We start from the raw sequence: 26,362 nt of genomic DNA, 5'->3' as shown, positions 1-26,362 counted from the left end.
TTTTTATATGCGATAATAGAAGTTTTAACTAGTGAAAGAAAAGAGGCAATGAAATGACTGAACGTTTAAAAGTAATGACAATTTTCGGGACACGACCAGAAGCAATTAAAATGGCACCTCTTGTATTAGAGTTGCAAAAGCACCCAGAAAAGATTGAATCAATTGTGACTGTAACAGCACAACACCGTCAAATGTTAGATCAAGTATTAAATATCTTTGGAATTACGCCAGATTTCGATTTGAATATCATGAAAGATCGTCAAACGTTAATCGATATTACAACACGTGGTTTAGAAGGTTTAGATAAAGTAATGAAAGAAGCGAAGCCTGATATCGTACTTGTGCATGGTGATACAACGACGACATTTATTGCAAGCTTAGCTGCTTTTTATAATCAAATTCCAGTAGGACATGTTGAAGCAGGACTTCGTACATGGGATAAGTATTCTCCATATCCAGAAGAGATGAATCGCCAACTAACAGGTGTAATGGCGGATCTTCATTTCTCACCTACAACAAAATCAGCAACGAACTTACAAAAAGAAAATAAAGATGAGTCACGCATTTTCGTAACAGGAAATACAGCGATCGATGCACTGAAGACAACTGTAAAAGAAACTTATAGCCATTCGGTGTTAGAGAAACTTGGAAATGATCGTCTTGTACTTATGACAGCACACCGTCGTGAAAATTTAGGAGAACCAATGCGCAATATGTTCCGTGCAATTAAGCGTCTTGTTGATAAGCACGAAGATGTACAAGTTGTATACCCTGTTCATATGAATCCTGTTGTTCGCGAAATAGCGAATGATATTTTAGGCGAGCATAGCCGTATTCATTTAATTGAGCCGTTAGATGTAATTGATTTCCATAACGTTGCAGCTCGTTCATACTTAATGTTAACTGATTCTGGTGGTGTACAAGAGGAAGCACCATCACTAGGTGTGCCAGTCCTTGTCCTTCGTGATACGACGGAACGCCCAGAAGGTATCGAAGCAGGTACGCTGAAATTAGCAGGAACGGATGAAGAGACAATCTTTGGTCTTGCTGATGAGTTGTTATCTGATAAAGAAGCTCATGATAAGATGACGAAAGCATCTAACCCTTACGGCGATGGTCGTGCATCTGAGCGTATTGTAGAAGCGATTTTACAACACTTTAAGAAGTAACAACAATTGCGTGAAATAAAAAGAGCCAAATCGTATAAGATTTGGCTCTTTTTTTATTCATGATTCCTCATAATCCACTCTGCATGAGCATTTGTAGAAGGGGGAGGAGGCGGTGGTGTTTTGTTCTCACTCGGCTCCTTCTTTGCTTTTGCGCTGGAGTTAGAATTTGAATCGGAATTTGTATTCTCATTTTTCGTAGTCTCTGTTGGAACTTTTGCTTTTTCTCCTATTTCCTTTTCAATTTCGTTACGTACAGTCTCTACACTGATTGGATCTGGAAGGAAGTAATAAATACCGCCAATTTTTCTGTCTTCTCCTTCAAGTTTTAACGTTTGTATTGTAGAAGGGTCGAATCCAGAGATTTTATTGTAAAGAGCAAGTCCGTCTGAAATAGGAATATCGGTTTTTATATATTTTCCAACTACCTTTGTTAAATCTTTAATTTTAAATACGGTAGAAGCAGAGTTTAGCTTTTGGGCAACAGCAGCCAGTACTTGTCTTTGTCTAGCAGCTCGACCATAATCACCGTTAGGATCTTGCTTTCGCATACGGACGTATGCGAGTGCTTCTTCACCATTTAAGTTCTGTTGACCTTGTTTAAATTGGATTTTTTTATAGTAATCCACGTCAGAGCGTTCCCAGAAATCGAAGGGGACATCAACGGTAATACCGTCAACAGCATCAACGATACCTTTAAATCCTTGGAAATCAATTTTAATATAATGATCAACAGGAACTTTTAAAAACTCTTCGACGGTGTCGATTGCCATTTTTTCTCCACCGTATGCATGGGCAGCGTTAATTTTGTCTTCTTTATTTTTGCCAACAATCTTAACACGAGAATCGCGTGGGATACTCATAAGTGAAAACTTTTTTGAGTTTGGATTAACTGTCGCGAACATGAGTGAATCTGTTCGGCCGTTTTGACCATCTGTTGCGTAATCCTCAATACCCATAATTAGTATTGTGAAAGGTTTTTTTGTGATTTCCACATCTTCTGCTCGTAATTTAGATTTTTCACGGCTAAATCCACTGTACATCCCCATGAGAGAAGTGTAGGAATTTAACATATAAAGTCCTACGCTACCAAATAAAAATGCGAAAATAAGAAAGAAGAAAAACTTTCTTCTACGTTTCTTTTTTATTCTGCTATTTTGGAGATGATAATAACGTTCTTCCATATATAATCTCCTTAGTTCATTTGTAGGGAATTAATTCACTACATTAATCTTTAAAGGCGATACGTTAGCTATTCTTAGATAACACCTTGTTCTAAGTACAACATATCTCCTTCTTTAATTGTACACTTCCCGTTTGTTAATTCAATCATCCAATCTGTAAATGTTTGTTTTCGATTTTCTTCTACATACGTATCGAATGTGACGTTTTCTAGATAATGTATATCTTTAATGTTATATTCTGAATTACGTAATTCATTTTCAACTTTGCCAAGCAATGTGTAATCAATTTCTGTTTCCATAACGCGCATTAGTTTTCGCTCAACAACGCCTACGTGATTAAGACCTTCACTTGTACACTTTCCATATGCACGAATTAATCCGCCAGCACCAAGTTTAATACCGCCAAAATAGCGCGTAACGACGACGACAGTATCTTTTAGACCTCGTTTTTTTAATACTTCTAACATAGGTACACCAGCTGTGCCGCTCGGTTCGCCGTCATCGTTTGCCTTTTGAATTTGATCTTGTTCACCGATTAAATATGCGGAACAATTATGTGTTGCATTCCAATGCTGTTTTTTTATTTTTTGTATAAATGCTTGAGCTTCCTCTTCCGTTGTGGCGCGATTCACATAGCAAATGAATCTTGATTTTTGAATCACAATTTCGTGCTCTCCATAGCCTTTTATTGTTAAATATTGTAATAACAATGGTATACGCCCCTATCTTTCAAAATAACTAGTACTTTACATTTTAAAAGCGAGCGTTTTTATATTCAAACATTTTTTACAAATATGTTGAAATTTTTGGTGAGTATTTTATCTTTTTGTTGTAATTTGTCGAGCGAGTGATTGTAGTTTCTAGCCGGCATTTTTATGTATGGATGCACCTTTTCTAGTTTTCGTGTAAAATTAGGGGATAAAAATTTTTTATAAGGCAGGTACGAAAATGAAAACAGCTATTGTTACCGATAGTACAGCATATATACCGAAGCATATTCGTGACGAACTCAATATATATATGATTCCATTAAACGTTGTGTTTGGAACGGAATCTTATCAAGAAGAGGCTGAAGTTTCAGCAAATGATTTTTATATAAAAGTACGTGAACAAGAAGAACTTCCGAAAACTTCGCAACCAGCAATTGGAAAGTTTTTAGAGTTATATGAAGGGTTATCTAAAGAATATGATGCAGTTATTAGCATTCACCTTTCCAGTGGAATTAGTGGTACATATCAAACAGCAACGGCAGCTGGACAGATGGTAGATGGTATTGATGTATATACGTACGACTCTGAAATTAGTTGTGAAGTACAAGGGTTTTACGTGCGTGAAGGGGCAAAATTAGTAAGTGAAGGGAAAGCCCCAGAAGAGATTATCGCTCGCTTTGATGAAATGAAGCAAACGATGGATGCTTATTTTGTAGTGGATGATTTACATCATTTACAACGTGGTGGAAGATTAAATAGTGCACAAGCTTTCATCGGTAGTTTGTTACAAGTAAAACCAGTATTATACTTTAGAGATAAAGTAATTATTCCATTCGAAAAAATTCGTACGCGTAAAAAAGCGTTAAAGCGTATCGTTGAAATCTTTGATGAGCAGGCAAATAAAGGTGTGCCTATGGAAGCTGTTATTATTCATGCGAATCGTGAAGAGGAAGCTAATGAATGGAAACAAGAATTAGAAGAGATATACCCTCATGTTACAATTCGTACAAGTTATTTCGGAGCTGTAATTGGGACGCATTTAGGTGAAGGTGCGCTTGGTTTAGGTTGGTATACGAAGTGATAAAGATATAAAAGCTCTCTTACTTGAAGAGGGTTTTTTTACGGGGATTTGACAAGTTAATATTTGGAAATGGTAAAATGTATGTAAAATTAAATAATGAGGAAAGTTTTATTACTTACTTTTTACAAGAAACTATATTATAATAGAAGAGAGGTGAAACATATGGAGCATAATTCTTGTTTATGTCCAAAGTTTGAGTCAGCTTTTACAATGCTTAGTAAGAAATGGACTGGCTTAATTATTAAATCTTTGCTCGAAGAGCCGAAACGTTTCAGAGAAATCGCAGATATTATACCGAATATGAGCGATCGTATGTTGTCAGAACGTTTAAAGGAATTAGAAGGCGAAGGTATTGTAGTTCGTAATGTTTACCCAGAAGTACCAGTTAGAATAGAGTACGGTGTAACTGATAAAGGGAAAGCGTTGGAAAGTGTTATGGATGAGGTCCAAAATTGGGCTGAGAAATGGATGAAGTAACGTTTCTATTTCATTCATATTGGAGTATTTTCAAAACGTAAGGGGTTCCCTTACGTTTTTTTTCAATTCTATAAAAAACGGTGTAAGGCTCTTGAAATTCTACATATATATACAAATTTAGATATACTTTGCTATAGAGATAAATGTAATATTACATTTATTTTACAAAACCGTAACATTAGCAAAAAAACTCCCGAATTATGGTATAAATTTTAATAGGTTATATACGGAAAATGAAAAAAGAAAGCGGTGTAAAAAATAAAATGAAAAAGCTAAAAATGGCATCTTGCGCATTAGTTGCAGGGTTAATGTTTTCAGGGCTAACACCAAATGTATTTGCAGAAGATAAAATTTCTGACGTGAAATCACAAATTAACACACAAAATGATACTTTACATAAACAACAACAAGAACGTGATGAATTACAAAAACAAATGAATGACTTAAACAAAACAATCCAAGGTTTGGATAAGTCTGTTCAAGAGAACGCTTCAAAACTTGATGAAACAACAAAAAAAGTTTCTGATACTGAGCAATTAATCGAAAATAAAAATAAAGATATTGCAGAACTACAAACAAAGATTGCAAAACGTGAAGAGTTATTAAGAAAACGTTTAGTTGCACTACAAGAACAGCCAAATACGAACATTGTAACAGAAGTTCTTGTAAACTCTAAAAACGTTGCAGATTTAGTTGATCGTTTAGCTTCTGTGTCTAAAATTATGGAATCTGACGAAGATATCATGAAAACACAACAAGAAGATCAAACGAACGTGAAAAAAGATGTTGAGACAGTAAAAGAAAAACAAAAAGAATTAAAAGAAGCACAAGCTCAAATTGAAACTGCTAAGAAAGAACTTGACGTTGAAAAAGAGAAAAAAGCAACAGCAGTAAACGATTTAAGTGGTAAAATGGATACAGTTGTAACTACAATGACAAGTACGGAAGGTCAATTGAAAGAGCTTGAACAACAGGCATTAAAATTACAACAAATCGCTGAAAAAGAAGCGCAAGAAAAAGCGGCACAAGAAGCTGCTGCTCAAAAACAAGCAGAGCAAGCTGCTAAAGAAGCACAAGCTCAACAAGCTGCACCAGCGCAAGCGCCTGCAGAACAAGCTGCTCCAGCAAACAATGCTGGACAAGCTCAAAAAGAAGAGCCTAAAAAAGAAGAGCCTAAAAAAGAAGAGAAAAAGCCAGCACCACCAACTCCACCAACTCCACCAACTCATGGTGTGATTGGTAAAGCACAACAATACTTAGGTTTACCATATGTTTGGGGGAGTGCATCTCCATCAAACGGTGGTTTTGACTGTAGTGGATTCATTTCTTACGTATTTGGTGTAGGTCGTCAAGACGTTGCAGGTTACTGGAACTCAGTTTCTAAAGTAAGTAGCCCACAACCTGGAGATTTAGTATTCTTCCAAGGTACTTATAAAGCAGGTCCATCTCACATCGGTATTTACGTTGGTAACGACCAAATGATTCATGCTGGTGATAAAGGGATTGCTTACTCTAGCTTAAGCAGTAGCTACAACCAAAAACATTTCTTAGGATACGGTAGATTCTAGGATTTATAATTGAATAAAAAACGTGTATAAAGTCGATAGCTTACTATTTTATAAGTAGGTTATCGGCTTTTTTGAGTTTTTACGAGATAAAGAGAAGGATTTATAGTAGTGCTGGAGGTGGTTATTGATGATGTTAGCTGGTAGACAGTTATTGTTAGAAGAACTCTCTTCAGATTTGCAGGATAAATTGGATCATCTGAAAAGGAATCGAGAAGTCGTTTGTATGCAAGGTGTAATTAAGAAGTTTTCAAAATATACGTGTCAGCGCTGCGGAAATATAGAGCAGCGACTATTTGCATCATTGCTATGTAAAAGGTGCAATGAAGTATGTACGTATTGCCGGAAATGTATAACGATGGGCAGGGTAAGTGAATGTACTGTACTTGTTCGCGGGATTGCTGAAATAAGCGGAGAAAGTTATTTGAATCCGTTACAGTGGGAAGGCGTTTTGTCTGACGGTCAGGAGTTAGCTGCGCAAAGTGTCGTTGACGCTGTTAGGCAGAAAGAATCATTTTTTATTTGGGCGGTGTGCGGGGCTGGAAAAACAGAAATGTTGTTTCGCGGAATTGCAGAGGCACTACAAAAGGGAGAAAGAGTTTGTATTGCAACGCCGAGAACGGACGTTGTACTTGAATTAGCACCAAGATTACAAGAAGTGTTTCCAAATATAAATGTAGCTGCTTTATACGGAGGGAGTTTAGACCGAGAAAAAGATGCGGCGTTAATCGTTGCAACTACACATCAATTGTTACGTTATTATAGGGCGTTCCATGTCATGATTGTAGATGAGATAGATGCTTTTCCGTATCATGCAGATAAGATGTTGCAGTATGCAGTAAACGAAGCGATGAAAGAGAAGGCAGCACGTATTTATTTAACTGCAACTCCAGATGAAAAGTGGAAGCGTAAGTTGCGAAGTGGTAAGCAAAAAGGGGTTATTATTTCAGGGCGATACCATCGTCATCCATTGCCAGTTCCGATATTTCGGTGGTGCGGAAATTGGAAAAAGGGTCTTATACGTAAAAAAATTCCTCGTGCTTTATTACAATGGTTAAATCTGTACTTATCGAAACGATACCCCATTTTTCTATTTGTTCCTCATGTGCGATATGTAGAAGAAATTAGTCAGTTATTAAAATCATTAAACAATCAAATTGACGGTGTGCATGCAGAAGATCCGGCGAGAAAAGAGAAGGTAGCAGCTTTCAGAAAAGGAGAAATCCCTTTATTAGTTACAACGACGATTTTGGAGCGAGGAGTAACTGTTAAAAATTTACAAGTTGCAGTTTTAGGAGCTGAGGAAGAAATATTTTCAGAAAGTGCTCTCGTTCAAATTGCAGGGCGTGCTGGCAGAAGCTCTGATGAACCGCATGGAGATGTTATCTATTTTCATTATGGAAAGACAGAGGCGATGGTGCGTGCGAAAAAACATATTCAAAGTATGAATAAGAATGCTAAAGAACAAGGATTGATAGATTGATGCATTGTCTACTTTGTGATGAGTATATTTCATATGCGATTAGTTGGTACACTTTTTTTGTTAAGCTTCATAAAAAGTATATATGTGATAGATGTGAACAAAAACTTCCCTATATTATAGGAGATATTTGCAAGGAGTGTGGTCGGCCTTTAGAACTTGTACCAGCTGAATATAAAAACGGGGATATTTGTATGGACTGCATAAGGTGGACGAACGAGCAGGGGTTTCCGTCTCTCATAAATCGTTCGTTGCATGTGTATGATGAAGGGATGAAAGAAATATTAGCACAGTTTAAATTTCGAGGAGATGCTGAATTAGTGCATATTTTTCATCAGCCTTTTCGAAGTCTTTTTCAAAAATATTTTGCGAATGTTTCAGTTGCCATTCCGGTCCCTCTTAGTGAAGAGCGAGAATACGAGCGTGGTTTTAATCAGGCGGAGTTACTAGCTTCTTGTTTGCCTATCAAAATGTTTTGTACATCATTAAGAAGAATAGAAACAGAAAAACAAAGTAAGAAGAAGCGTAAAGAAAGGATATCGGGAGTTAATCCTTTTTATTTTCAGGGAGAAGAGATGTTTCATGAGCAACACGTTTTAATCGTGGATGATGTGTATACGACAGGAATTACTGTTAGGCAAATTGGAAGCCTTTTGTATGATCGAGGAGCGAGAGAGGTTTCTTGTTTGACGCTTTGTAGAGGTTAATATGTGAATGTCGAAAGGAGTAATAAAAAGACGACAGGTCTTCTTTGACTTACAGTCTTGTCATTCGCTATAGTCAGAATATGGGGCGAATGCCCTGATTTTAAGAGTGAAGGGAATGGAATGAACATGCAAGGACGAGTAAAATGGTTCAATGCAGAAAAGGGATTTGGGTTTATTGAGCGTGAAGATGGTGACGATGTGTTTGTTCATTTTTCTGCTATTCAACAAGATGGGTATAAGTCGTTAGAAGAAGGTCAACAAGTGGAGTTTGATATTGTTGATGGAGCACGTGGGCCACAAGCGGCTAATGTTGTGAAATTGTAAAAATTAAGTTTTTGGAAAAGATAGAGCTGTATTTTTAGCAGCATTATATAGATGGCGAAAGCTCTTGCTCGTAACAAGGGCTTTTTTGTTTTAGAGGAGTTGTCAAAAAGTTGTTTCTTTTCTGTAACTAATTGTCCACAGTTACATTCGTTATTCACGATGTTAATAGGATAAAATAAAGATAGAAACGATGCATCTTTTCATTTCAACAAAAAACGATAAAAAAATCGCAATTCCACTAATTTTTTAAAAAAATTAGAAGGAGTTTTTAAGCCAATGTCGAAATTATAGTACATAGGCTTGAAAGGAGGAATTCATCTATGAAATTCAACATTCGTGGTGAAAATATTGAAGTAACTCCAGCATTAAAGGAATATGTAGAGAAAAAGCTAAGTAAATTAGAGCGTTATTTTGATACATTCCCAGAGATTAAGGTTAATTTAAAAGTATACTCTGACAAGCAACGTATCGAGGTAACAATTCCATTTACAGATTTATTACTTCGTGCAGAAGAAACAAATAGCGATATGTACGCTGCGATTGATTTAGTAGTTGATAAAATTGAGCGACAAATTCGTAAACATAAAACAAAGGTAAACCGTAAATTACGTGAGAAAGGTTCTATGAAAACTAACTTTATCCTTCCGGAAGCAGTAGCTGTTCTGGATGCGGTAGAAGAGGATGAATTAGAACTTGTACGTACAAAACGATTCGATTTAAAACCGATGGACGTTGAAGAAGCGATCTTGCAAATGGATATGCTAGGACATAGTTTCTTCGTCTTCACAAATGCTGATACAAATGAAACTAATGTTGTATATGGCCGTAAAGATGGGAAATATGGTTTAATCGAAACTAAATAATCATTCAAAAGCGCAGCCGAAATGGCTGCGCTTTTTTTATATGTTTTAGTGGTTGTATTGAGATTTTGAGTGTGATTATCTCTACAAGTATTTCCTTGCCATGAGCATACTAATTTTGTTTAATTTAACAACATTTTATAATTGTAAATAAAATGTTAAGTCTTCTGAAATTAATTGATAGTGCATTTCGGTTTTGATATCCTAATATTGTATTATAAGGATTTATTTTATTCCTTCAGTGAAAAAATAAAATCAATATAATGCTACAAATTATCGGAGGTGTTTTTAGTGAGTATTAAGAAAAAAAGTCGTTTTATGTTTGGGTCTGTTTTATCTTTAGGTATTTTAGCTAGTACTTTTGCTTTAACCGAACCGGCCAAGGCTGATACTAAGGCTAATACAAGGGATGATCATGTGGAATTTACCTTTAGACTTTGGAATGCATATGATTATACTAATGCACGTCCTAAAGAGAATGATACTTCTATGTATATGCGTGTGAGGAGCAGTGAGAAGGGCGGTGGTTCTTTCAACGTTTGGACAGAAGCGGATAAAAATAAAAATGCAGAAAATAGAAAATGGGTAAATGTTTCAGGTGATTCAGGTAAGCATGAAGGAGAAGTGCAACCAGGTAAAACATATCTTTTCAAAAATTATGCATATGAAAACTATGGGGAAAATGTTCCTGTTAGATTTGGTGGTTATTCTAGAGAAAATAATGCTTATCCTACTGCTTGGAGCCCTGATAGTGTAAGACCTAATGGACCTTACATCGAATATTGATTTAGAAATTATAAATTGAAATTATTTATTTTGTAGCGCTAGAAAAAGTCGTATAGTTTCTAATCTAGATTATACGACTTTTTCTGCTATTTAATTTTTAAAAATAGGAGGAGCTGTAATGAAACTTATTTCAAAATATATTTTAGTTTGTTTTTTTATATTGAGTATTAGTTTCTTAGTTTCTTGTCAAAAGAAAGTAGATGAACCTATTGTAAATATTGAAGATACTTTAACGGAAAAAGGAAATATAAAAAGTATTCAGTTGCAAGAAATTAAGAAAAATACTATTTATGAACAAGTATTTTTCGGGAATGAAAATGGTAATGATTTCTTTCAAGGTCAAATAGATAGAAATGATATTGCAATAGAAGATAAGCTTTTAGATAAAAATTTAAAGTCAGGAGTTATACCAGAAAATTATTATGTTTTTTTAACGGGTGTTACGAATAAGAAAAAACCAACGTATCTTTTGGGACGGATTGAACAAATTGATGGAAAAGTAATTCAGTGGAAACAAGAAGTTAAGAGTGTACAAAGAAAAGATGCAAATGGTGTTTATCAGTATGATGTTTATCAGTATGAAGTTGAGTTTCCTAAATTTGAAGGAGAGAGAGCAAATGTTTCTTTTCGTTACATTTGGTTAAATAAAGAAAATAAATGTTATGGTGTTGCGGATCAATTATTCATATTAAAAAAGATTTAAATTTAATTAATGGTTTATGGAGGAGCTATAGATGAGTTACTTTTTAGGAAGGATTTTAAAAGGTAGGATGTTTTGGTTGTCTTTATTTATTATGTTAATAATTGTTATTGCTCAATATATTGCTATGTGTGTAACAACTAAAGGATTTAACGATGATGGGATTATAAAGGTATCCCCATATTTGTCTAATATTTTATATTTTACTAGATTATCGTTTTATAGTGAGTTTTATCTACTTATATTTCCTATGCTTTCTGCAATGGCTGTAGCAGGTATTTATAGAACTGATAAAAATTATGGATTTATTTATCCTGTTATTTCTAAAATGGGAACACGTCATTATTTTAAGCTACTTTATTTTATGAATTTCATTGTATCTTTTTTTATTATAAGTGTCCCTTTACTATTTAATTTTTATTTATATGCAATGACTTATCCAACAGTTACTCCGCATCCAATATTAAATTATATGGCTTCTACTGTTTCACCAACAGCTCAAGTTCATATAGTTTATTATGAGTACCCTACTTTATATTTTCTAACGTATGTATTTTTAAATGGTTTATACGGTGCAGTTTTTTCAAGTTTGGCTTTATCAGTTTCGTTTTTTATAAAACGAGTTTATTTTATTTATTTAGTTCCATTTATTTTACATATTTTTTGGCTTGGTATTGGAAAAGGGATTCTCAATCCTAAAGATTATTTAATTAAAGATTTCGGCTTTTTTGAATTACAAGTTTTTCTTAGTGTACTGTTATGTATTTGGTTTTGCTCTGTAGTTCTTTATTTACGGGGGAGTAGGAAGCATGTTCTTTTATAATGTAATGAAAGAAACTATAAGGATGAAATATGTTTGGTTAAGTATTCTCTTTTTACTTAATGTCAGTATCATTGGTTGTTTGTTCAATTATTTTGAACCTGGAATTGTAAAAGAGAAAATGAATGAATTGGAAACTTTGTATAAGGTTATGTCGTTTTATAATTTATCAACTATATTTATTCCTTTAACAATCGTTTTTTCTGTATATTCTATGTCGAATTTTTTTAGTATTTATGTTGTTTATAGAGTGAATAATGCATTGAAATTAGTTTCTATATATTATTTAAAATTATTAGTTTTCGTTTATTTTTTTGCGGGGAGTATGATTTTACAGTTATTTTTGATGTCAAATATGATGGCTGTAAACAGTATTTCTGTGAATTATCCATTATTATTTTGCATTCAATTATTTGCGAATATTTTCATATGTATGATAAGTGCTTTGTTGCAATTATTTTTACCTAGTTTACTTGCAATAATATGTATGATCACTGCTGTTTTACTAGATAGATTTATATTACATGGATTTTTATTTACAAATGTTTTTTATATAAATGTGTTTGAAGATGCTACGGGTTTATTTATACGTTTATTTGGATGTTTTTCTATCTTTTTTATAAGTGTATGGATTTTATCTAAAAAAAGTTATATTTCTATAAATGATGAAACAGAGGTGATCTAGTTTACATTATGATTTTATATCATTTGTTAAAAAGAGATTTACATGTAAGGTTTAGAGATTCCATCAAGATAATGGCTTTTTTATTCTTAATTTACGCTATGATTGTATTTACTTTTTTATACAATCAGTCTCTTATTAATGGTAAAGAACCTGGATTAGTAGATGTTACCTTTTATCGATTTTTTCATGGAGTAGACTTTGTTGATTTATCTCACTTTTATAAGGAGGGGCGATTTTCTATCCCTTTTTATTGGATTTTTTTTCAAATCACTCCTTTGTTGCTTGTAGGGAATTTTGCTTTTTCAGATATTCAACAGAATGGTGTTTATTTATTTCCTCGTGTTAAAAAGAAGCATTTTCTTTGGTTAACGAAAATACTATCTTTGGTCTTTTATATAATTAGTATTTGGATTGTTATGTATTTTCTTTGGTTTACTGTTTACTATTTGCTTTCTTTTGGCGAGTATTCTTTTTTAAATTTATATAGTCAATTTTCTTATAAAATATTAGGTACTATGCTAATTCAAATAATCATAAGCTTTTTATTAGCTTTAATTTTTGAGTTTTTAACGTTTTATATACCAATAACTATTGTTTTTGTACTGATGTTGATGTACCTATTTATGTCTATTTTCTTTCATAATATTTATTTTTTAGGCTCTTTTGTTATGCCAAATCGCTGGTATTTTGTTGATCACAGTTCAATTCAATTGACTTTAGGTAATAATCAATCTATTCAATGTAATGATTTACTTTTAATAGGAGTAGTAATTGTTGTTGTAATGATTTTATTAGGTAGTTTTTGTTTTAAAAAACTAGATGTGATAGGTGAATAATTTATGGACAATTATATTAAATGTGAATGTATGATGAAAAAATTAAAAGGAAATATTGTGTTAGATAATATTAGTTTATCGATAAAAAAAGGCGAGTTTTTAGTTTTGAAGGGGCATAATGGCTCTGGTAAAACGATGATTTTACGAGCTATATCAGGGTTAATGCGTTTGAATTCTGGATTTGTTTATATAGATAATAAAATGATTGGGAAACAAAAGCAATTTCCTGATTCTATGGGAATATTGATTGAATATCCAAGTTTTATTCCAGGGTATACTGGTTTTCAGAACTTGAAATTTTTAGCATCGATTAACAATAAAATTTCTGATGAGGAAATTTATAATATTATTCAAAGGGTTGGACTTGATAAAGCAGATAAGAGAAAGTATAAAAGATACTCTTTAGGTATGAAACAACGTTTAGGGATAGCGCAAGCTTTAATGGAACGACCAAAATTATTGTTATTAGACGAGCCAACTAATGCTTTAGATAGTGATGGGATAAAAGATGTTTTAGATATTTTGGAAGTAGAAAAATCTAAGGGAACGACTATTATTGTAGCTAGTCATGATGTGCATGTTCTAGATAATGGAATAGTAGATCGTATTGTACATGTTAATAATGGAAAGTTGGTAGATTAATAGTGACAAGAAAACATGTCTTAATAATCATTGGATTGTGTGTGTTGCTATGTACATTTGCTAGTTTGTTTAGATTTAAAACATTAAATCAAAATAATGAATCTTATAAAGTGATAAAAGATGAGTTTTTATCTAATAGAACTTTTGATGATGGACAAGGAGTGAAGTTTCATGCACTTGAGCCTCTTGATCCTACAAAAGTTTATGATCCTTATGAAGACCGTGAAGTAGTGACGTATGTGTTACTTTTAAATATTACAAATACAACAAATCGGGATATTAACTTATTTAGTAATAAGTCTATTTCTAATACAATGTTTTATTCTAAAATAGGGGAGTTTTATAATTTAGTTCCTTATTCAATGGAATTACCTGAAAAATATCAGTTTGATCCTGTAATACCTGCTGGTAAAACAGTACGAGGATATATAGGGACAAATTATTTTATAGGAGATGACCCTTATAAAAATTATAAAAACTTTTCAAATGAATCAACTAAGGTGAAATTCATTTCTTTTATGAAGGATAAGAAAGGGAAATATCATGAATTAGAAATACCAATAAATTAATAACATTTATTAGTAGTATTAATTTGAAGTGTAATTGTAAAAAAAGAAAAAGTTCTATATAAAATGTATTAAGTAGAGTGTCTTTTTCTTCTTTATTGATATCTATATATTTTAAGTTTATTTTTGAGTTGCTGTGGTTGAGTATATCTTGCAATATAATGATAGATATTGTTTATAGAAATCAAAAGCTGAAGGTTTTGCGCATTGTGTGAGTATCTATGGATGCTGCACCGGCAAAATCTTTGGCTTTTGTAATTGTCGATTTGAATCTTACTAATATGTTCATTCCAGCTACTCTCTTTAAAGGGAACGGGAAAGAATATTATTTAGAATTAATATGAAATTTGGAATATGAATTTGAAATAGAGAGGTAGGGAAAAGAATTATTAATTTGTTGAAACGAATAAAATAAAAACTTTTTCTGAATCTACGGCTCGACATTTGGACGATTGTTGTCATAGTTATAAGACAAGTGTTACAATTATCATTAGGTTTATACATTTTAGTTTTTTAATTAGGAGAAAAATTGGCATAACATAAATTTGATTTTTATAACGACTGATTGTAAAGAGAAAAAGAAAGCAATCGGAAGTTTTATTTTAATAAAAGAGGAGCGTATTTCCTATGATCGGTATTTTAAAAAAGGTATTTGATGTCAACCAACGCCAAATTAAACGTATGCAGAAGACAGTGGAGCAAATTGATGCATTAGAATCATCTATTAAGCCGCTAACTGATGAACAATTAAAAGGAAAGACGATTGAATTTAAAGAACGTCTAACAAAAGGTGAGACAGTAGATGATCTACTTCCTGAAGCTTTTGCGGTTGTTCGTGAAGCAGCGAATCGTGTTCTTGGAATGCGTCCATATGGCGTACAGCTAATGGGTGGTATCGCCTTACATGAAGGAAATATCTCTGAGATGAAAACAGGTGAAGGTAAAACGTTAACATCTACTTTACCTGTATATTTAAACGCATTAACAGGAAAAGGTGTTCACGTTGTTACAGTCAATGAATACTTAGCGCAACGTGATGCGAGCGAAATGGGACAACTTCATGAGTTCCTTGGCCTAACTGTAGGGATTAACTTAAATAGTATGTCACGTGAAGAGAAACAAGCTGCTTATGCTGCTGATATTACGTATAGCACAAATAACGAGCTTGGGTTCGATTACTTACGTGACAACATGGTGTTATATAGAGAGCAGTGCGTTCAGCGTCCACTTAATTTTGCTATCATCGATGAAGTCGATTCTATTTTAGTTGATGAAGCACGTACGCCGCTTATTATTTCGGGACAAGCTCAAAAATCAGCAGAGCTATACATGTTTGCAAATGCATTCGTTCGTACATTAGAAAATGAAAAAGAATATTCATTTGATGTGAAAACGAAAAATGTAATGTTAACAGAAGATGGTATTACGAAAGCTGAGAAAGCTTTCCATATCGATAACTTATTCGATTTAAAACATGTAGCACTTCTTCACCATATTAATCAGGCGCTTCGTGCACACGTTGTTATGCACCTTGATACAGATTATGTTGTACAAGAAGGCGAAATCGTAATCGTAGACCAATTCACTGGTCGTCTTATGAAAGGTCGTCGTTATAGCGAAGGTTTACATCAAGCTATTGAAGCAAAAGAAGGCGTAGAAATTCAAAATGAAAGTATGACGCTTGCAACAATTACGTTCCAAAACTACTTCCGTATGTACGGAAAATTATCTGGTATGACTGGTACAGCGAAAACGGAAGAAGAAGAATTCCGTAGTATTTACAATATGAATGTTATCGTAATTCCAACGAATAAAGATATTATTCGTGATGATCGTGCTGATTTAATCTTCAAATCAATGGAAGGTAAATTCAATGCAGTTGTTGAGGATATTGTAAATCGTCATAAGCAAGGGCAACCTATTCTTGTTGGTACAGTTGCAATTGAAACGTCAGAACTTATTTCAAAAATGTTAACACGTAAAGGTGTACGTCATAATATCTTAAATGCAAAAAACCATGCGCGTGAAGCAGATATCATTGCAGAAGCTGGTATGAAAGGCGCTGTAACAATTGCGACGAATATGGCTGGTCGTGGTACGGATATTAAGTTAGGCGAGGATATTAGAAACGTCGGTCTAGCAGTTATCGGTACAGAGCGTCACGAAAGCCGTCGTATTGATAATCAGTTACGTGGTCGTTCTGGTCGTCAAGGGGACCCTGGTGTAACACAGTTCTACTTATCAATGGAAGATGAACTAATGCGCCGCTTCGGTTCTGACAATATGAAAGCGATGATGGATCGTCTTGGTATGGATGATTCACAGCCAATCGAAAGTAAAATGGTTTCTCGTGCTGTAGAATCTGCACAAAAACGTGTGGAAGGAAATAACTATGATGCACGTAAGCAGCTATTGCAATACGACGATGTACTTCGTCAACAACGTGAAGTAATTTATAAACAGCGTCAAGAAGTAATGGATTCAGAGAACTTACGCAGTATTATTGAAGGTATGATGAAATCTACGATAGAACGTGCTGTTGCACTTCATACGCAAGAAGAAATCGAAGAAGATTGGAGCATTAAAGGTCTTGTCGATTACTTAAATACAAACCTTCTTGAAGAAGGAGATGTAAAAGAAGAAGAGTTACGTCGCCTTGCTCCAGAAGAAATGAGCGAATCAATTATCGCGAAATTATTAGAGCGTTATAACGAAAGAGAGAAGCTTCTACCTGAAGAGCAGACGCGTGAATTCGAAAAGGTTGTTGTATTCCGTGTTGTAGATACGAAATGGACAGATCATATCGATGCAATGGATCACCTTCGTGAAGGTATTCATTTACGTGCTTACGGACAAATCGATCCACTTCGTGAATACCAAATGGAAGGGTTCGCAATGTTCGAGTCGATGATCGCTTCTATTGAAGAGGAAATCTCTCGTTACATTATGAAAGCTGAAATTGAGCAAAACTTAGAGCGTCAAGAAGTTGTTCAAGGTGAAGCTGTTCATCCATCAAGCGATGGCGAAGACGCGAAGAAAAAACCGGTTGTAAAAGGTGACCAAATGGGACGCAACGATTTATGTAAATGTGGTAGTGGCAAGAAATATAAAAACTGTTGTGGCATTGGGCAGTAATAAGAAACTGTAGTTTTAGACTGCTTTGCAAATTTTTACATCAAAAATGTATAATGAAAAGGATTAAACTCTCTCCGTAATAAGCGGAGAGAGTTTCCCTTGTTTTCATATGAAAGTAACAGCAATTACATAGAGGTGAAGGAAATGGAATTAGTAGAAATTAGGCAAGAATTAGAAAAAATGGCTAAGAGATTAGCGGCTTTTAGGGGGTCTCTTTGACCTTCCTACTAAGGAAAAACAAATTGCAGAATTAGAAGAAACGATGATGGGCGCAGGATTTTGGGATGACCAACAAGGCGCACAAGCTGTAATTAATGAAGCGAATGCGCTGAAAGATATGGTTGGAAGGTTCCGTCAGTTAGATGAGACGTTCGAAAACTTAGAAATGACGCATGACTTACTTAAAGAAGAGTATGATGAAGATTTACATGAGGAACTAGAATCTGAAGTGAAAACTTTAATTCAAGAAATGAATGAGTACGAGCTGCAGTTACTATTAAGCGATCCTTATGATAAAAATAACGCTATTTTAGAATTACACCCAGGTGCAGGTGGAACAGAGTCACAAGACTGGGGTTCTATGTTATTACGTATGTACACGCGCTGGGCTGAAAAACGTAGGTTTAAAGTAGAAACGGTTGACTACTTACCGGGCGATGAAGCTGGTATTAAGAGTGTTACATTATTAATTAAAGGTCATAACGCTTACGGTTACTTGAAAGCGGAGAAAGGTGTACATCGTCTTGTACGTATTTCACCGTTCGATTCTTCAGGTCGTCGTCATACATCGTTCGTATCTTGTGAAGTTGTACCTGAATTCAATGATGAAGTTGAAATTGAAGTGCGTACAGAAGATTTGAAAATAGATACGTATCGTGCAAGTGGTGCAGGTGGACAGCACGTTAATACGACAGATTCAGCAGTTCGTATAACTCATCTACCGACAAACACGGTTGTAACATGTCAGTCAGAGCGTTCTCAAATTAAAAACCGTGAGCATGCGATGAAAATGCTAAAAGCGAAATTATATCAAAAGAAATTAGAAGAACAACAAGCACAATTAGATGAGATTCGCGGAGAGCAAAAAGAAATTGGATGGGGCAGCCAAATCCGTTCTTACGTATTCCACCCGTATTCTCTTGTGAAAGACCATCGTACAAATACAGAAGTTGGTAACGTACAAGCAGTTATGGATGGAGAAATTAATCCGTTTATTGATGCGTATTTACGTTCTCGTATTTAATAAGAGAAAAAGCCAACAGAATTGTTGGCACATGCTGAGGTCCAAGAGGATATAAAGAGGCTTATCTTATTTATATTGATGAAATAAAGAGGAAGAGAAGTTGGAAACGACAACTTCTCTTTTTGATGAGATTATATGTAGAATACAATGCCGTATATTGTTTTGTAAAAGGTAGAGAATAGTAAAACAAAGTGGTAATAGAGTAGGACTTTATATAGAATTTCTCAGTTTTGATTGGAGAAAAAGGCTCTTTATAGAACTTTCTAAGGTGTTCACAGAATTGAAACAATTTATGAAAGCTTATTTTATTAGGCTTCTCACTATATTTGTGAAAAATATGAAATACACCTTAGTTTTTCTATATAAAGATAATGCTTATAATGAATATTGAATGTGTTATGAAAACTATTGCCTAGTTATGAATGAAAAGAATATCAACAATGGGGAGCGATAGAAGTGAAAAAGAAATTGTTGGCTATTACGCTGGGGACGTCAGTCGTTTTTGCTTTAGGAGCATGTGGAAATAAAGAAGAGAGTAAACCATCAAAACAATCTGCAAGCACAGATAGCGCAGAGCAAATTTACCAAAAAAGTTGTATAGGTTGTCACGCTAAAGATTTATCAGGAGCAACTGGACCAGATTTACGAAAAGTAGGACAGAAATATGACGCAGCAGAGATTGAAAAGATTATTGAAAAAGGCCGCGGTTCAATGTCACCAGGAATTATTCAAGGTGAAGATGCAAAAAAAGTAGCTGAATGGTTAGCGGAGCATAAATAAGAAACGTAATTAATAAACGAGCTGATTGTATAACTTGACCGAAAAGTGCTTCGAGTTAAGTAATTACATGAGCTCGTTTACCTTTTATTGGGATGTAACATAACTGTAACAAAATTGTATCCGAATTGGAAACCGATTGATGTTACAATGGGGTTTGTAGAATTTTGATGAAATATATTACATAGAGTAGCATTGCTAATAAAAAGTATGTATGGAAGCTACCTTCAACAAGAATGGTCGAATGAAAATAAAGGTTTTTCTTTTATTTTCAAATGTACAGAAAAGTATTTCTAAAAAAATCATTAAGTATTGGGTGATAAATAATGATAAAAATGACGAATGTTTATAAGGAGTACCCAAATGGTATGAAAGCCATTGCTGGTCTCACAGTTAACATTAAACAAGGTGAATTCGTATACGTAGTTGGACCGAGTGGAGCCGGAAAATCTACATTTATTAAAATGATGTATCGTGAAGAGAAGCCATCTACAGGATCAATTAATGTAAATGGACTTGTAATTGAAACATTAGCAGAAAGAGATGTTCCATATTTCCGTCGTCAATTAGGCGTGATTTTCCAAGATTTTAAATTGCTACCTAAATTAACGGTATATGAGAATGTTGCGTTTGCTTTAGAAGTAATTGAAGAAGAGAAGGAAGCGATTCGTGAGCGCGTTACAGAAGTGTTAGGTCTTGTTGGTCTTGAAGAGCGTGCCGATGCACTTCCAAATGAGCTTTCGGGCGGAGAGCAACAACGTGTGGCGATTGCAAGAGCGATTGTAAATAAGCCAAAGGTTGTAATTGCCGATGAGCCAACAGGTAACTTAGATATTGAAACAGCTCTTGATATTATGAAGATTTTTAAACGTATTAATGAGCGTGGTACAACGATTGTTATGGCGACACATAACGCAGATATCGTAAATACAATTCGTCATCGTGTAATTGCAATTGAAGGCGGAAAAATTGTTCGAGACGAGATTGAGGGAGGATACGGATATGAAGGCTAAAACCCTTAGTCGACATTTGCGAGAAGGTGTGAAAAATCTATCCCGTAACGGATGGATGACATTTGCTTCTGTAAGTGCAGTAACAGTTACATTATTACTTGTAGGTGTCTTTTTGACAGCGATTATGAATATGAACCATTTTGCGACGAAAGTAGAGCAAGATGTAGAAATTCGTGTGCATGTTGATCCAGCAGCAAAAGAAGCTGATCAAAAGAAATTAGAAGAAGATATGAGTAAAATTGCGAAAGTAGATTCTATTAAATATTCTTCTAAAGAAGAAGAGTTGAAACGTTTAATTAAAAGCTTAGGCGATAGTGGAAAAACGTTCGAGTTATTTGAGCAAGATAACCCACTGAAAAACGTATTTGTTGTAAAGGCGAAAGAACCAACAGATACGGCAACAATTGCGAAAAAGATTGAGAAAATGCAGTTTGTAAGTAATGTTCAATACGGTAAAGGTCAAGTTGAAAAATTATTTGATACTGTAAAAACTGGTCGTAACATCGGGATTGCGTTAATTGCGGGTCTTCTATTCACAGCGATGTTCTTAATCTCTAACACAATTAAAATTACAATTTATGCTCGTAGTACTGAGATTGAAATTATGAAACTTGTTGGTGCAACAAACTGGTTTATTCGTTGGCCGTTCTTGTTAGAGGGATTATTCCTAGGAGTATTAGGATCAATTATTCCAATTGGCCTAATTTTAGTTATGTATAATTCGTTGCAAGGTGTGTTTAATGAAAAACTTGGCGGAACAATTTTCGAGCTTCTACCATACAACCCATTCGTATTCCAATTAGCTGGTTTATTAATGTTAATCGGTGCATTAATCGGTATGTGGGGAAGTGTAATGTCAATTCGTCGCTTCTTAAAAGTATAAAAAGTTGCAAACATAATTCGTACAAGCTTATCATATAGTAGAAATAGGTAAAGGCATCACACATCGTGTGATGCCTTTTGCTACACCACCTGTGTGTTCTGGAAAGGGGAATTCCGCATTGAAACGTAGAGTTGCAATTATTGGAATGGTTGTTGCATTTTTAATTGGTGCTGGCGGGATGTTTGGTGGTATGTACTGGTTTGGGATAAACCCAGCGTATGTAACGCAAACAGTATCGAATGGTAATGCTGGCACAGCGCAAGGGAATTTGGTAAAGATTAATGAGGCGTATGCACTAATTGATTCACGTTATGTGGAAGACGTGAAAGACGACAAATTAGTCGAAGGTGCGATACAGGGAATGTTGTCTACGCTGAAGGACCCTTATTCCACGTATATGGATAAAGAAACGGCAAAACAGTTTAGTCAGTCATTGGATCCTGAACTTGAAGGGATTGGAGCTGAAGTGAACAAGACGGACGGTAAGCTTATTATCGTATCGCCAATTAAAGGTTCACCAGCAGAAAAGATAGGAATTAAACCGAATGACCAAATTTTATCTGTAGATGGAAATAGTGTGAAAGATTTATCACGTGAAGAAGCAGTATTAAAAATTCGTGGTAAAAAAGGAACGACTGTTGCAATTGAAATTAAGCGCGCAGGAGTGGCTGATCCGATAGAATTTAAAATTAAGCGTGAAAAGATTCCGATTTTCACTGTATTTAGTTCCGTAAAGCAAGATAGCGGAAAAGATATCGGTTATATGCAAATTACTTCTTTCGCTGAAAATACTGCGAAAGAATTTAAGGATCAGTTAAAAGAGCTAGAGAAGAAAAACATAAAGGGCTTAGTTATTGACGTGCGTGGTAATCCTGGCGGTTATTTAAATAGTGTAGAAGATATACTAGGAGACATCATGACAGATAAAAAGCCAATGCTACAAGTAGAACAGCGAAATGGTGAGAAGAAGAAATTCTCTACGGAACTGAAAGAGAGAAAGTCATATCCAATTTCAGTATTAATTGATAACGGAAGTGCTTCTGCTTCAGAGATTTTAGCTGGTGCGCTAAAAGAAGGAGAAGGATACGATTTAATTGGTGAAAAAACGTTTGGTAAAGGTACTGTTCAACAGGCTGTTCCATTTAAAGATGGCAGCAACATTAAATTAACAATGTTTAAATGGTTAACACCAGATGGCAATTGGATTCATAAAAAAGGAATCGCGCCAACTGTAGAAGTGAAGCAACCAGATTATTATCATGCGACACCAATTCAAATTGAAAAGACACTTTCATACAATTCAAATGATGTACAAGTAAAACACGCGCAAGAAATGCTTAAGAGCTTAGGATATGTACCAGGACGTGAAGATGGATACTTTAGCAAAGAGACAGAATCAGCACTAAAAGCATTCCAAAATGCGAATGAGATGGAAGCAACAGGACAACTTGATAAAAAGACAGCTGAAGCGATTCAAACTAAAATCATTGAAAAAATCCGTTCTGGAGAAAATGATTTACAATTACAGACGGCATTGAAATTAATAGCGAAATAAGAAAGAATACAGGCACTTTGATGCCTGTATTTTTTTATGTGTTAAATATGATAAGATAAAAAGAAAGAATGATATAAATGGTGGTGAATGAATTCGTGGAGGCATGGCTTTTTGAAATACTACGAGCAGTTGGACGTTTTTTCTTACACCCTGCTGTCTATGTATTTTTAATTAGTAGTATCTTCGTTGGATACTTACGTATATTACGAGAACGAAAAGATTTTTCTTTTAAAGTATATGATATTTGGTTTGAACTACGAACAACTCTATTTGCAGGTATTGGGTACGGATTAATCGTATCTATTATTACGATTGGGCTTGGGCTTGTTGTTTCAAAAGCGAGTTTATGGGCAATTTTACTTTGGACGTTATTATTCGGATTAACTGCTATGTATCGATATTTATCTGTAGCTTATACTTTCGGAATCGCGATTGCACTCGTGTTGTTATCGTCTAAGATGCCAGTTTCCTTCTTACAGCTTGGAGAAGGTGAAGAGGGTACGATTGTATCCCTTGCTATTTTACTAGGCGTTATGCTCGTTGTAGAGGGTTTATTAATCTCTAAAAATGCAGTTCGTTATTCTACGCCGAAAATTAACAAAGGTAAGCGTGGGCTACGAATTGGACTACATGAATCCAATCGTTTATGGCTTGTACCAGTATTTATTCTTATACCAGGAGACGCGGTGACAGGATTTATTTCTTGGTGGCCTGTCGTTTCAATAGGTTCGACTACATACTCTTTATTCCTCGTTCCATTTTTAATTGGATTTATGAGAAAGGTTAGAAGTTATGAGCCGACGGAAGCTTTATTATTTACAGGAAGACGTGTCTATGGTTTAGCGGGGCTCGTACTCGTTTTAGGTATCGCAAGTTACTGGTGGCACGTATTCGCAATTATCGCGATGGGAGTCGCAATGCTTGGGCGCTTTACAATCTCGATGCAAGAGAAAATTGCAGACGAGAAAAGACCAGCATACTTTGCCGCACGTAATGATGGACTTGTTGTGTTAGATACAATTCCTAATACAATTGGGGCAGAGATGAATTTAAAGCCTGGAGAAGTTATTACGAAAGTAAATGGAATCATTCCAAGAAGTACCGAAGAGTTTTATGACGCGCTTCAAACGAAGACGACAGGAGCGTTTTGTAAATTAGAAGTAGTAGATACAAATGGTGAGCTTCGTCTTGCTCAAACGGCATTATACGCCGGGGGACATCATGAATTAGGTGTTGTATTTGTTCAGCAAGAGCACGAGTGGGATTCGGAAGCTATATGAAACTAAAAAAACCTTCATCAAATATAGATGAAGGTTTTTTTAGTTTCATAGACGGATAACTTGAATAATTATTTGATAATGGTTATCATTTAGAGAGTCTTTTAATTTGGAAAAGGGAGGAAAGATATGCTACGTAAATTTTTTTCTTACTATAAACCGTACAAAGGTTTATTCGTACTCGATTTTTCCTGTGCAGTTATCGCAGGTTTACTCGAACTTGGTTTCCCGCTTATCGTAAATCAATTTATTGATAAGTTATTACCAGGACAAAACTGGACGCTTATTTTATGGGCTTGTTTCGGTTTGTTCGTAGTTTATGTGTTAAATGCAGGTTTGCAATATGTCGTTACATATTGGGGACATATGCTTGGGGTTAACATTGAAACAGATATGAGGCAGAAATTGTTTGATCACATTCAAAAGCTATCATTCAGATTTTTTGATAATAATAAAACAGGTCATTTAATTTCACGTCTTACAAACGATTTAATGGAAATTGGGGAAATTGCTCACCATGGACCAGAAGATTTATTCATTGCCATTATGACTTTAGTTGGAGCATTTTCATTTATGATGATGATTAACTGGAAGTTAGCACTTCTAACATTCTTCGTAATCCCGTTCTTATTATGGTTGGCACTTTACTTCAATAAAAAAATGACAGGTACGTTTAGACGTTTATTCTCAGACGTTGCTGATTTCAATGCATGTATCGAGAACAATGTAGGTGGTATCCGCGTTGTACAAGCATTCGGAAATGAAAAGTTTGAGAAAGAGCAATTTGCTGTAAATAATGCTCGTTTCCGTACAACAAAATTAATGGCGTATAAAATTATGGCGTTAAATTCATCGATTAGTTATATGCTGATGCGTCTTGTAACACTCTTTGTATTAATATGTGGTACATGGTTTGTTCTGCAAGGTGAATTAACGTACGGTGGATTTATTGGATTCGTTTTATTAACGAATATTTTCTTCCGCCCAATTGAAAAAATTAATGCGGTTATTGAAAGTTATCCGAAAGGAATCGCTGGTTTTAAAAGATATGTAGAACTTCTGGAAACAGATCCGGATATTGTAGATTCTAAAGATGCAATAGAAGTTAAACATGTACACGGCGATATTCAATACAATAACATCACGTTCGGATATGAAAATAAAGAGCCGATTTTAAACGATATTAGTTTGAAAATACATGCAGGTGAAACAGTTGCTTTCGTTGGACCATCAGGGGCAGGGAAAACAACACTATGTAGTTTATTACCTCGTTTTTATGAACAAGCATCTGGATCAATTCAAATTGATGGCATTGACACCAAAGAGATGACGTTATCTTCACTTCGTAAGCAAATCGGAATTGTACAGCAAGATGTTTTCTTATTCTCAGGAACAATTCGTGAAAATATCGCTTACGGAAACTTAAAAGCTTCAGAATCTGAAATTTGGCAGGCGGTAAAACGTGCTCAGCTAGAGGACTTAATTTACTCGCAACCAGACGGTTTAGATACAGTTATTGGTGAGCGTGGTGTGAAACTTTCAGGAGGACAAAAGCAGCGCTTAGCAATTGCCCGTATGTTCTTGAAGAACCCGCCAATTTTAATTTTAGATGAAGCAACTTCTGCGCTAGATACAGAGACAGAACTTGCTATCCAAAAATCACTTGCAGAACTATCTGTTGGCCGTACAACATTAGTTATCGCTCACAGGCTTGCAACTATTAAAAATGCAGATCGCATCGTCGTTGTAAATAAAGACGGTATTGCAGAACAAGGTTCACATGAGGAACTAATTAAACGAGGCGAGGGTTACAGCCGATTGTATGAGGCGCAGTTTAGTTCGTAAATATAATTTCTGCTGAATTAGTGCACCATAAGTAAGTGGAAATCT

At 34.8% G+C, this 26,362-nt stretch carries 25 protein-coding genes and 1 pseudogene; 23 read left to right on the top strand and 3 right to left on the bottom strand.

What is annotated here, in order from left to right:
* Window positions 1-53 precede the first annotated feature (53 nt).
* Entirely contained in the window at window positions 54-1,169 is a 1,116-nt protein-coding gene (gene wecB, locus MHH59_RS25955; RefSeq protein WP_002034751.1) for a non-hydrolyzing UDP-N-acetylglucosamine 2-epimerase, read from the top strand.
* A gap of 53 nt (window positions 1,170-1,222) precedes the next feature.
* Here the strand turns inward: wecB and MHH59_RS25950 are convergent, their stop codons facing one another.
* Together MHH59_RS25950 and MHH59_RS25945 are read right to left on the bottom strand one after the other, a co-directional pair.
* The gene (locus MHH59_RS25950) at window positions 1,223-2,350 is read right to left on the bottom strand and encodes an LCP family protein (RefSeq protein WP_098631998.1); all 1,128 of its coding nucleotides are present in this window, start codon (window positions 2,348-2,350) and stop codon (window positions 1,223-1,225) included.
* Window positions 2,351-2,424: 74 nt separating this feature from the next.
* Window positions 2,425-3,060: a YigZ family protein gene (locus MHH59_RS25945; RefSeq protein WP_002034752.1), complete on the bottom strand. Its 636-nt coding sequence runs from the start codon at window positions 3,058-3,060 to the stop codon at window positions 2,425-2,427.
* Between the two features lie 238 nt (window positions 3,061-3,298).
* On the opposite strand from MHH59_RS25945, the gene MHH59_RS25940 reads away from it, so the two are divergent.
* From MHH59_RS25940 to MHH59_RS25875, 14 genes are all read left to right on the top strand, one after another.
* Window positions 3,299-4,141, top strand: a complete 843-nt coding sequence (locus tag MHH59_RS25940) for a DegV family protein (protein WP_098167536.1) — start codon at window positions 3,299-3,301, stop codon at window positions 4,139-4,141.
* Window positions 4,142-4,303: 162 nt separating this feature from the next.
* Window positions 4,304-4,618, top strand: coding sequence for a winged helix-turn-helix transcriptional regulator (locus tag MHH59_RS25935; protein ID WP_002089608.1), 315 nt, complete (start codon window positions 4,304-4,306; stop codon window positions 4,616-4,618).
* Between the two features lie 233 nt (window positions 4,619-4,851).
* Window positions 4,852-6,186 (top strand): C40 family peptidase, encoded by a 1,335-nt coding sequence (locus MHH59_RS25930; RefSeq protein ID WP_340852721.1) that lies wholly within the window; start codon window positions 4,852-4,854, stop codon window positions 6,184-6,186.
* 130 nt (window positions 6,187-6,316) lie between these two features.
* Window positions 6,317-7,666: an ATP-dependent helicase ComFA gene (comFA, locus tag MHH59_RS25925; protein WP_340852719.1), complete on the top strand. Its 1,350-nt coding sequence runs from the start codon at window positions 6,317-6,319 to the stop codon at window positions 7,664-7,666.
* Window positions 7,666-8,370, top strand: coding sequence for a ComF family protein (locus MHH59_RS25920; RefSeq protein ID WP_033731070.1), 705 nt, complete (start codon window positions 7,666-7,668; stop codon window positions 8,368-8,370). The genes comFA and MHH59_RS25920 overlap by 1 nt, the downstream gene beginning before the upstream one ends.
* A 126-nt stretch (window positions 8,371-8,496) precedes the next feature.
* On the top strand, window positions 8,497-8,694 hold the full coding sequence (gene cspC, locus MHH59_RS25915; protein ID WP_001990088.1) for a cold shock protein CspC: 198 nt from the start codon (window positions 8,497-8,499) through the stop codon (window positions 8,692-8,694).
* A 320-nt stretch (window positions 8,695-9,014) separates the two neighbouring features.
* Window positions 9,015-9,557, top strand: a complete 543-nt coding sequence (gene hpf, locus MHH59_RS25910; protein WP_002089603.1) for a ribosome hibernation-promoting factor, HPF/YfiA family — start codon at window positions 9,015-9,017, stop codon at window positions 9,555-9,557.
* A gap of 288 nt (window positions 9,558-9,845) precedes the next feature.
* A complete protein-coding gene (locus tag MHH59_RS25905; RefSeq protein ID WP_340852718.1) occupies window positions 9,846-10,340 on the top strand; it encodes a hypothetical protein in 495 nt (164 codons plus the stop codon).
* 118 nt (window positions 10,341-10,458) lie between these two features.
* Window positions 10,459-11,043, top strand: a complete 585-nt coding sequence (locus tag MHH59_RS25900; protein WP_340852716.1) for a hypothetical protein — start codon at window positions 10,459-10,461, stop codon at window positions 11,041-11,043.
* A gap of 31 nt (window positions 11,044-11,074) precedes the next feature.
* On the top strand, window positions 11,075-11,863 hold the full coding sequence (locus tag MHH59_RS25895) for a hypothetical protein (protein WP_215551423.1): 789 nt from the start codon (window positions 11,075-11,077) through the stop codon (window positions 11,861-11,863).
* Entirely contained in the window at window positions 11,850-12,545 is a 696-nt protein-coding gene (locus MHH59_RS25890; protein ID WP_340852711.1) for a hypothetical protein, read from the top strand. The genes MHH59_RS25895 and MHH59_RS25890 overlap by 14 nt, the downstream gene beginning before the upstream one ends.
* Before the next feature lie 71 nt (window positions 12,546-12,616).
* Window positions 12,617-13,381: a hypothetical protein gene (locus tag MHH59_RS25885; protein WP_002129923.1), complete on the top strand. Its 765-nt coding sequence runs from the start codon at window positions 12,617-12,619 to the stop codon at window positions 13,379-13,381.
* A gap of 3 nt (window positions 13,382-13,384) precedes the next feature.
* Window positions 13,385-14,023 (top strand): ATP-binding cassette domain-containing protein, encoded by a 639-nt coding sequence (locus tag MHH59_RS25880; RefSeq protein ID WP_033731069.1) that lies wholly within the window; start codon window positions 13,385-13,387, stop codon window positions 14,021-14,023.
* Between the two features lie 41 nt (window positions 14,024-14,064).
* Window positions 14,065-14,592: a hypothetical protein gene (locus MHH59_RS25875; RefSeq protein WP_340853018.1), complete on the top strand. Its 528-nt coding sequence runs from the start codon at window positions 14,065-14,067 to the stop codon at window positions 14,590-14,592.
* 55 nt (window positions 14,593-14,647) lie between these two features.
* Here the strand turns inward: MHH59_RS25875 and MHH59_RS25870 are convergent.
* Window positions 14,648-14,848 (bottom strand): annotated as a pseudogene (locus MHH59_RS25870) (tyrosine-type recombinase/integrase); the annotation flags it as partial.
* 368 nt (window positions 14,849-15,216) lie between these two features.
* Between MHH59_RS25870 and secA the strand changes: the two are divergent.
* The 8 genes from secA (at window position 15,217) to MHH59_RS25830 (ending at window position 26,317) form a co-directional block, all read left to right on the top strand.
* A complete protein-coding gene (gene secA / locus MHH59_RS25865; protein ID WP_193652141.1) occupies window positions 15,217-17,724 on the top strand; it encodes a preprotein translocase subunit SecA in 2,508 nt (835 codons plus the stop codon).
* A 144-nt stretch (window positions 17,725-17,868) separates the two neighbouring features.
* Window positions 17,869-18,967, top strand: a protein-coding gene (gene prfB / locus MHH59_RS25860; RefSeq protein ID WP_100248371.1) for a peptide chain release factor 2 whose coding sequence is annotated in 2 segments (ribosomal slippage) — window positions 17,869-17,940 and window positions 17,942-18,967 — 1,098 coding nt in all. Because the reading frame shifts where the segments join, the coding sequence is not laid out codon by codon here.
* Window positions 18,968-19,423: 456 nt separating this feature from the next.
* Window positions 19,424-19,747 carry a cytochrome c551 gene (gene cccB / locus MHH59_RS25855; protein WP_002016129.1) on the top strand — a complete coding sequence of 108 codons (324 nt, stop codon included), beginning with the start codon at window positions 19,424-19,426 and terminating at the stop codon, window positions 19,745-19,747.
* A 323-nt stretch (window positions 19,748-20,070) separates the two neighbouring features.
* Complete coding sequence (gene ftsE / locus MHH59_RS25850) at window positions 20,071-20,757, top strand: cell division ATP-binding protein FtsE (RefSeq protein ID WP_003192357.1); 687 nt, start codon at window positions 20,071-20,073, stop codon at window positions 20,755-20,757.
* A complete protein-coding gene (gene ftsX / locus MHH59_RS25845; protein ID WP_002089596.1) occupies window positions 20,747-21,640 on the top strand; it encodes a permease-like cell division protein FtsX in 894 nt (297 codons plus the stop codon). Before ftsE ends, ftsX begins: the two co-directional genes overlap by 11 nt.
* A gap of 118 nt (window positions 21,641-21,758) precedes the next feature.
* Window positions 21,759-23,195 carry a S41 family peptidase gene (locus tag MHH59_RS25840; RefSeq protein WP_012261984.1) on the top strand — a complete coding sequence of 479 codons (1,437 nt, stop codon included), beginning with the start codon at window positions 21,759-21,761 and terminating at the stop codon, window positions 23,193-23,195.
* 95 nt (window positions 23,196-23,290) lie between these two features.
* Window positions 23,291-24,475, top strand: coding sequence for a PDZ domain-containing protein (locus tag MHH59_RS25835; protein WP_016121049.1), 1,185 nt, complete (start codon window positions 23,291-23,293; stop codon window positions 24,473-24,475).
* Window positions 24,476-24,601: 126 nt separating this feature from the next.
* Entirely contained in the window at window positions 24,602-26,317 is a 1,716-nt protein-coding gene (locus tag MHH59_RS25830) for an ABC transporter ATP-binding protein (protein WP_340852706.1), read from the top strand.
* The last annotated feature ends 45 nt before the right edge of the window (window positions 26,318-26,362 follow it).

Origin of the sequence: Bacillus sp. FSL E2-0195, assembly GCF_038003645.1 — a bacterium.
Classification (GTDB): Bacteria; Bacillota; Bacilli; order Bacillales; family Bacillaceae_G; genus Bacillus_A; species Bacillus_A mycoides.
The sequence above is the reverse complement of the archived record's forward strand: the minus strand, read 5'-3'. Positions and strand labels throughout refer to the sequence as shown.

Bases quoted from the DNA above. Each gene is read 5' to 3' on its own strand.
- wecB (WP_002034751.1), top strand. From the start codon at position 54: ATGACTGAACGTTTAAAAGTAATGACAATTTTCGGGACACGACCAGAA.
- MHH59_RS25950 (WP_098631998.1), bottom strand. From the start codon at position 2,350: ATGGAAGAACGTTATTATCATCTCCAAAATAGCAGAATAAAAAAGAAA.
- MHH59_RS25940 (WP_098167536.1), top strand. From the start codon at position 3,299: ATGAAAACAGCTATTGTTACCGATAGTACAGCATATATACCGAAGCAT.
- MHH59_RS25935 (WP_002089608.1), top strand. From the start codon at position 4,304: ATGGAGCATAATTCTTGTTTATGTCCAAAGTTTGAGTCAGCTTTTACA.
- MHH59_RS25930 (WP_340852721.1), top strand. From the start codon at position 4,852: ATGAAAAAAGAAAGCGGTGTAAAAAATAAAATGAAAAAGCTAAAAATG.
- comFA (WP_340852719.1), top strand. From the start codon at position 6,317: ATGTTAGCTGGTAGACAGTTATTGTTAGAAGAACTCTCTTCAGATTTG.
- MHH59_RS25920 (WP_033731070.1), top strand. From the start codon at position 7,666: ATGCATTGTCTACTTTGTGATGAGTATATTTCATATGCGATTAGTTGG.
- cspC (WP_001990088.1), top strand. From the start codon at position 8,497: ATGCAAGGACGAGTAAAATGGTTCAATGCAGAAAAGGGATTTGGGTTT.
- hpf (WP_002089603.1), top strand. From the start codon at position 9,015: ATGAAATTCAACATTCGTGGTGAAAATATTGAAGTAACTCCAGCATTA.
- MHH59_RS25900 (WP_340852716.1), top strand. From the start codon at position 10,459: ATGAAACTTATTTCAAAATATATTTTAGTTTGTTTTTTTATATTGAGT.
- MHH59_RS25895 (WP_215551423.1), top strand. From the start codon at position 11,075: ATGAGTTACTTTTTAGGAAGGATTTTAAAAGGTAGGATGTTTTGGTTG.
- MHH59_RS25890 (WP_340852711.1), top strand. From the start codon at position 11,850: ATGTTCTTTTATAATGTAATGAAAGAAACTATAAGGATGAAATATGTT.
- MHH59_RS25885 (WP_002129923.1), top strand. From the start codon at position 12,617: ATGGCTTTTTTATTCTTAATTTACGCTATGATTGTATTTACTTTTTTA.
- MHH59_RS25880 (WP_033731069.1), top strand. From the start codon at position 13,385: ATGGACAATTATATTAAATGTGAATGTATGATGAAAAAATTAAAAGGA.
- secA (WP_193652141.1), top strand. From the start codon at position 15,217: ATGATCGGTATTTTAAAAAAGGTATTTGATGTCAACCAACGCCAAATT.
- ftsE (WP_003192357.1), top strand. From the start codon at position 20,071: ATGATAAAAATGACGAATGTTTATAAGGAGTACCCAAATGGTATGAAA.
- ftsX (WP_002089596.1), top strand. From the start codon at position 20,747: ATGAAGGCTAAAACCCTTAGTCGACATTTGCGAGAAGGTGTGAAAAAT.
- MHH59_RS25830 (WP_340852706.1), top strand. From the start codon at position 24,602: ATGCTACGTAAATTTTTTTCTTACTATAAACCGTACAAAGGTTTATTC.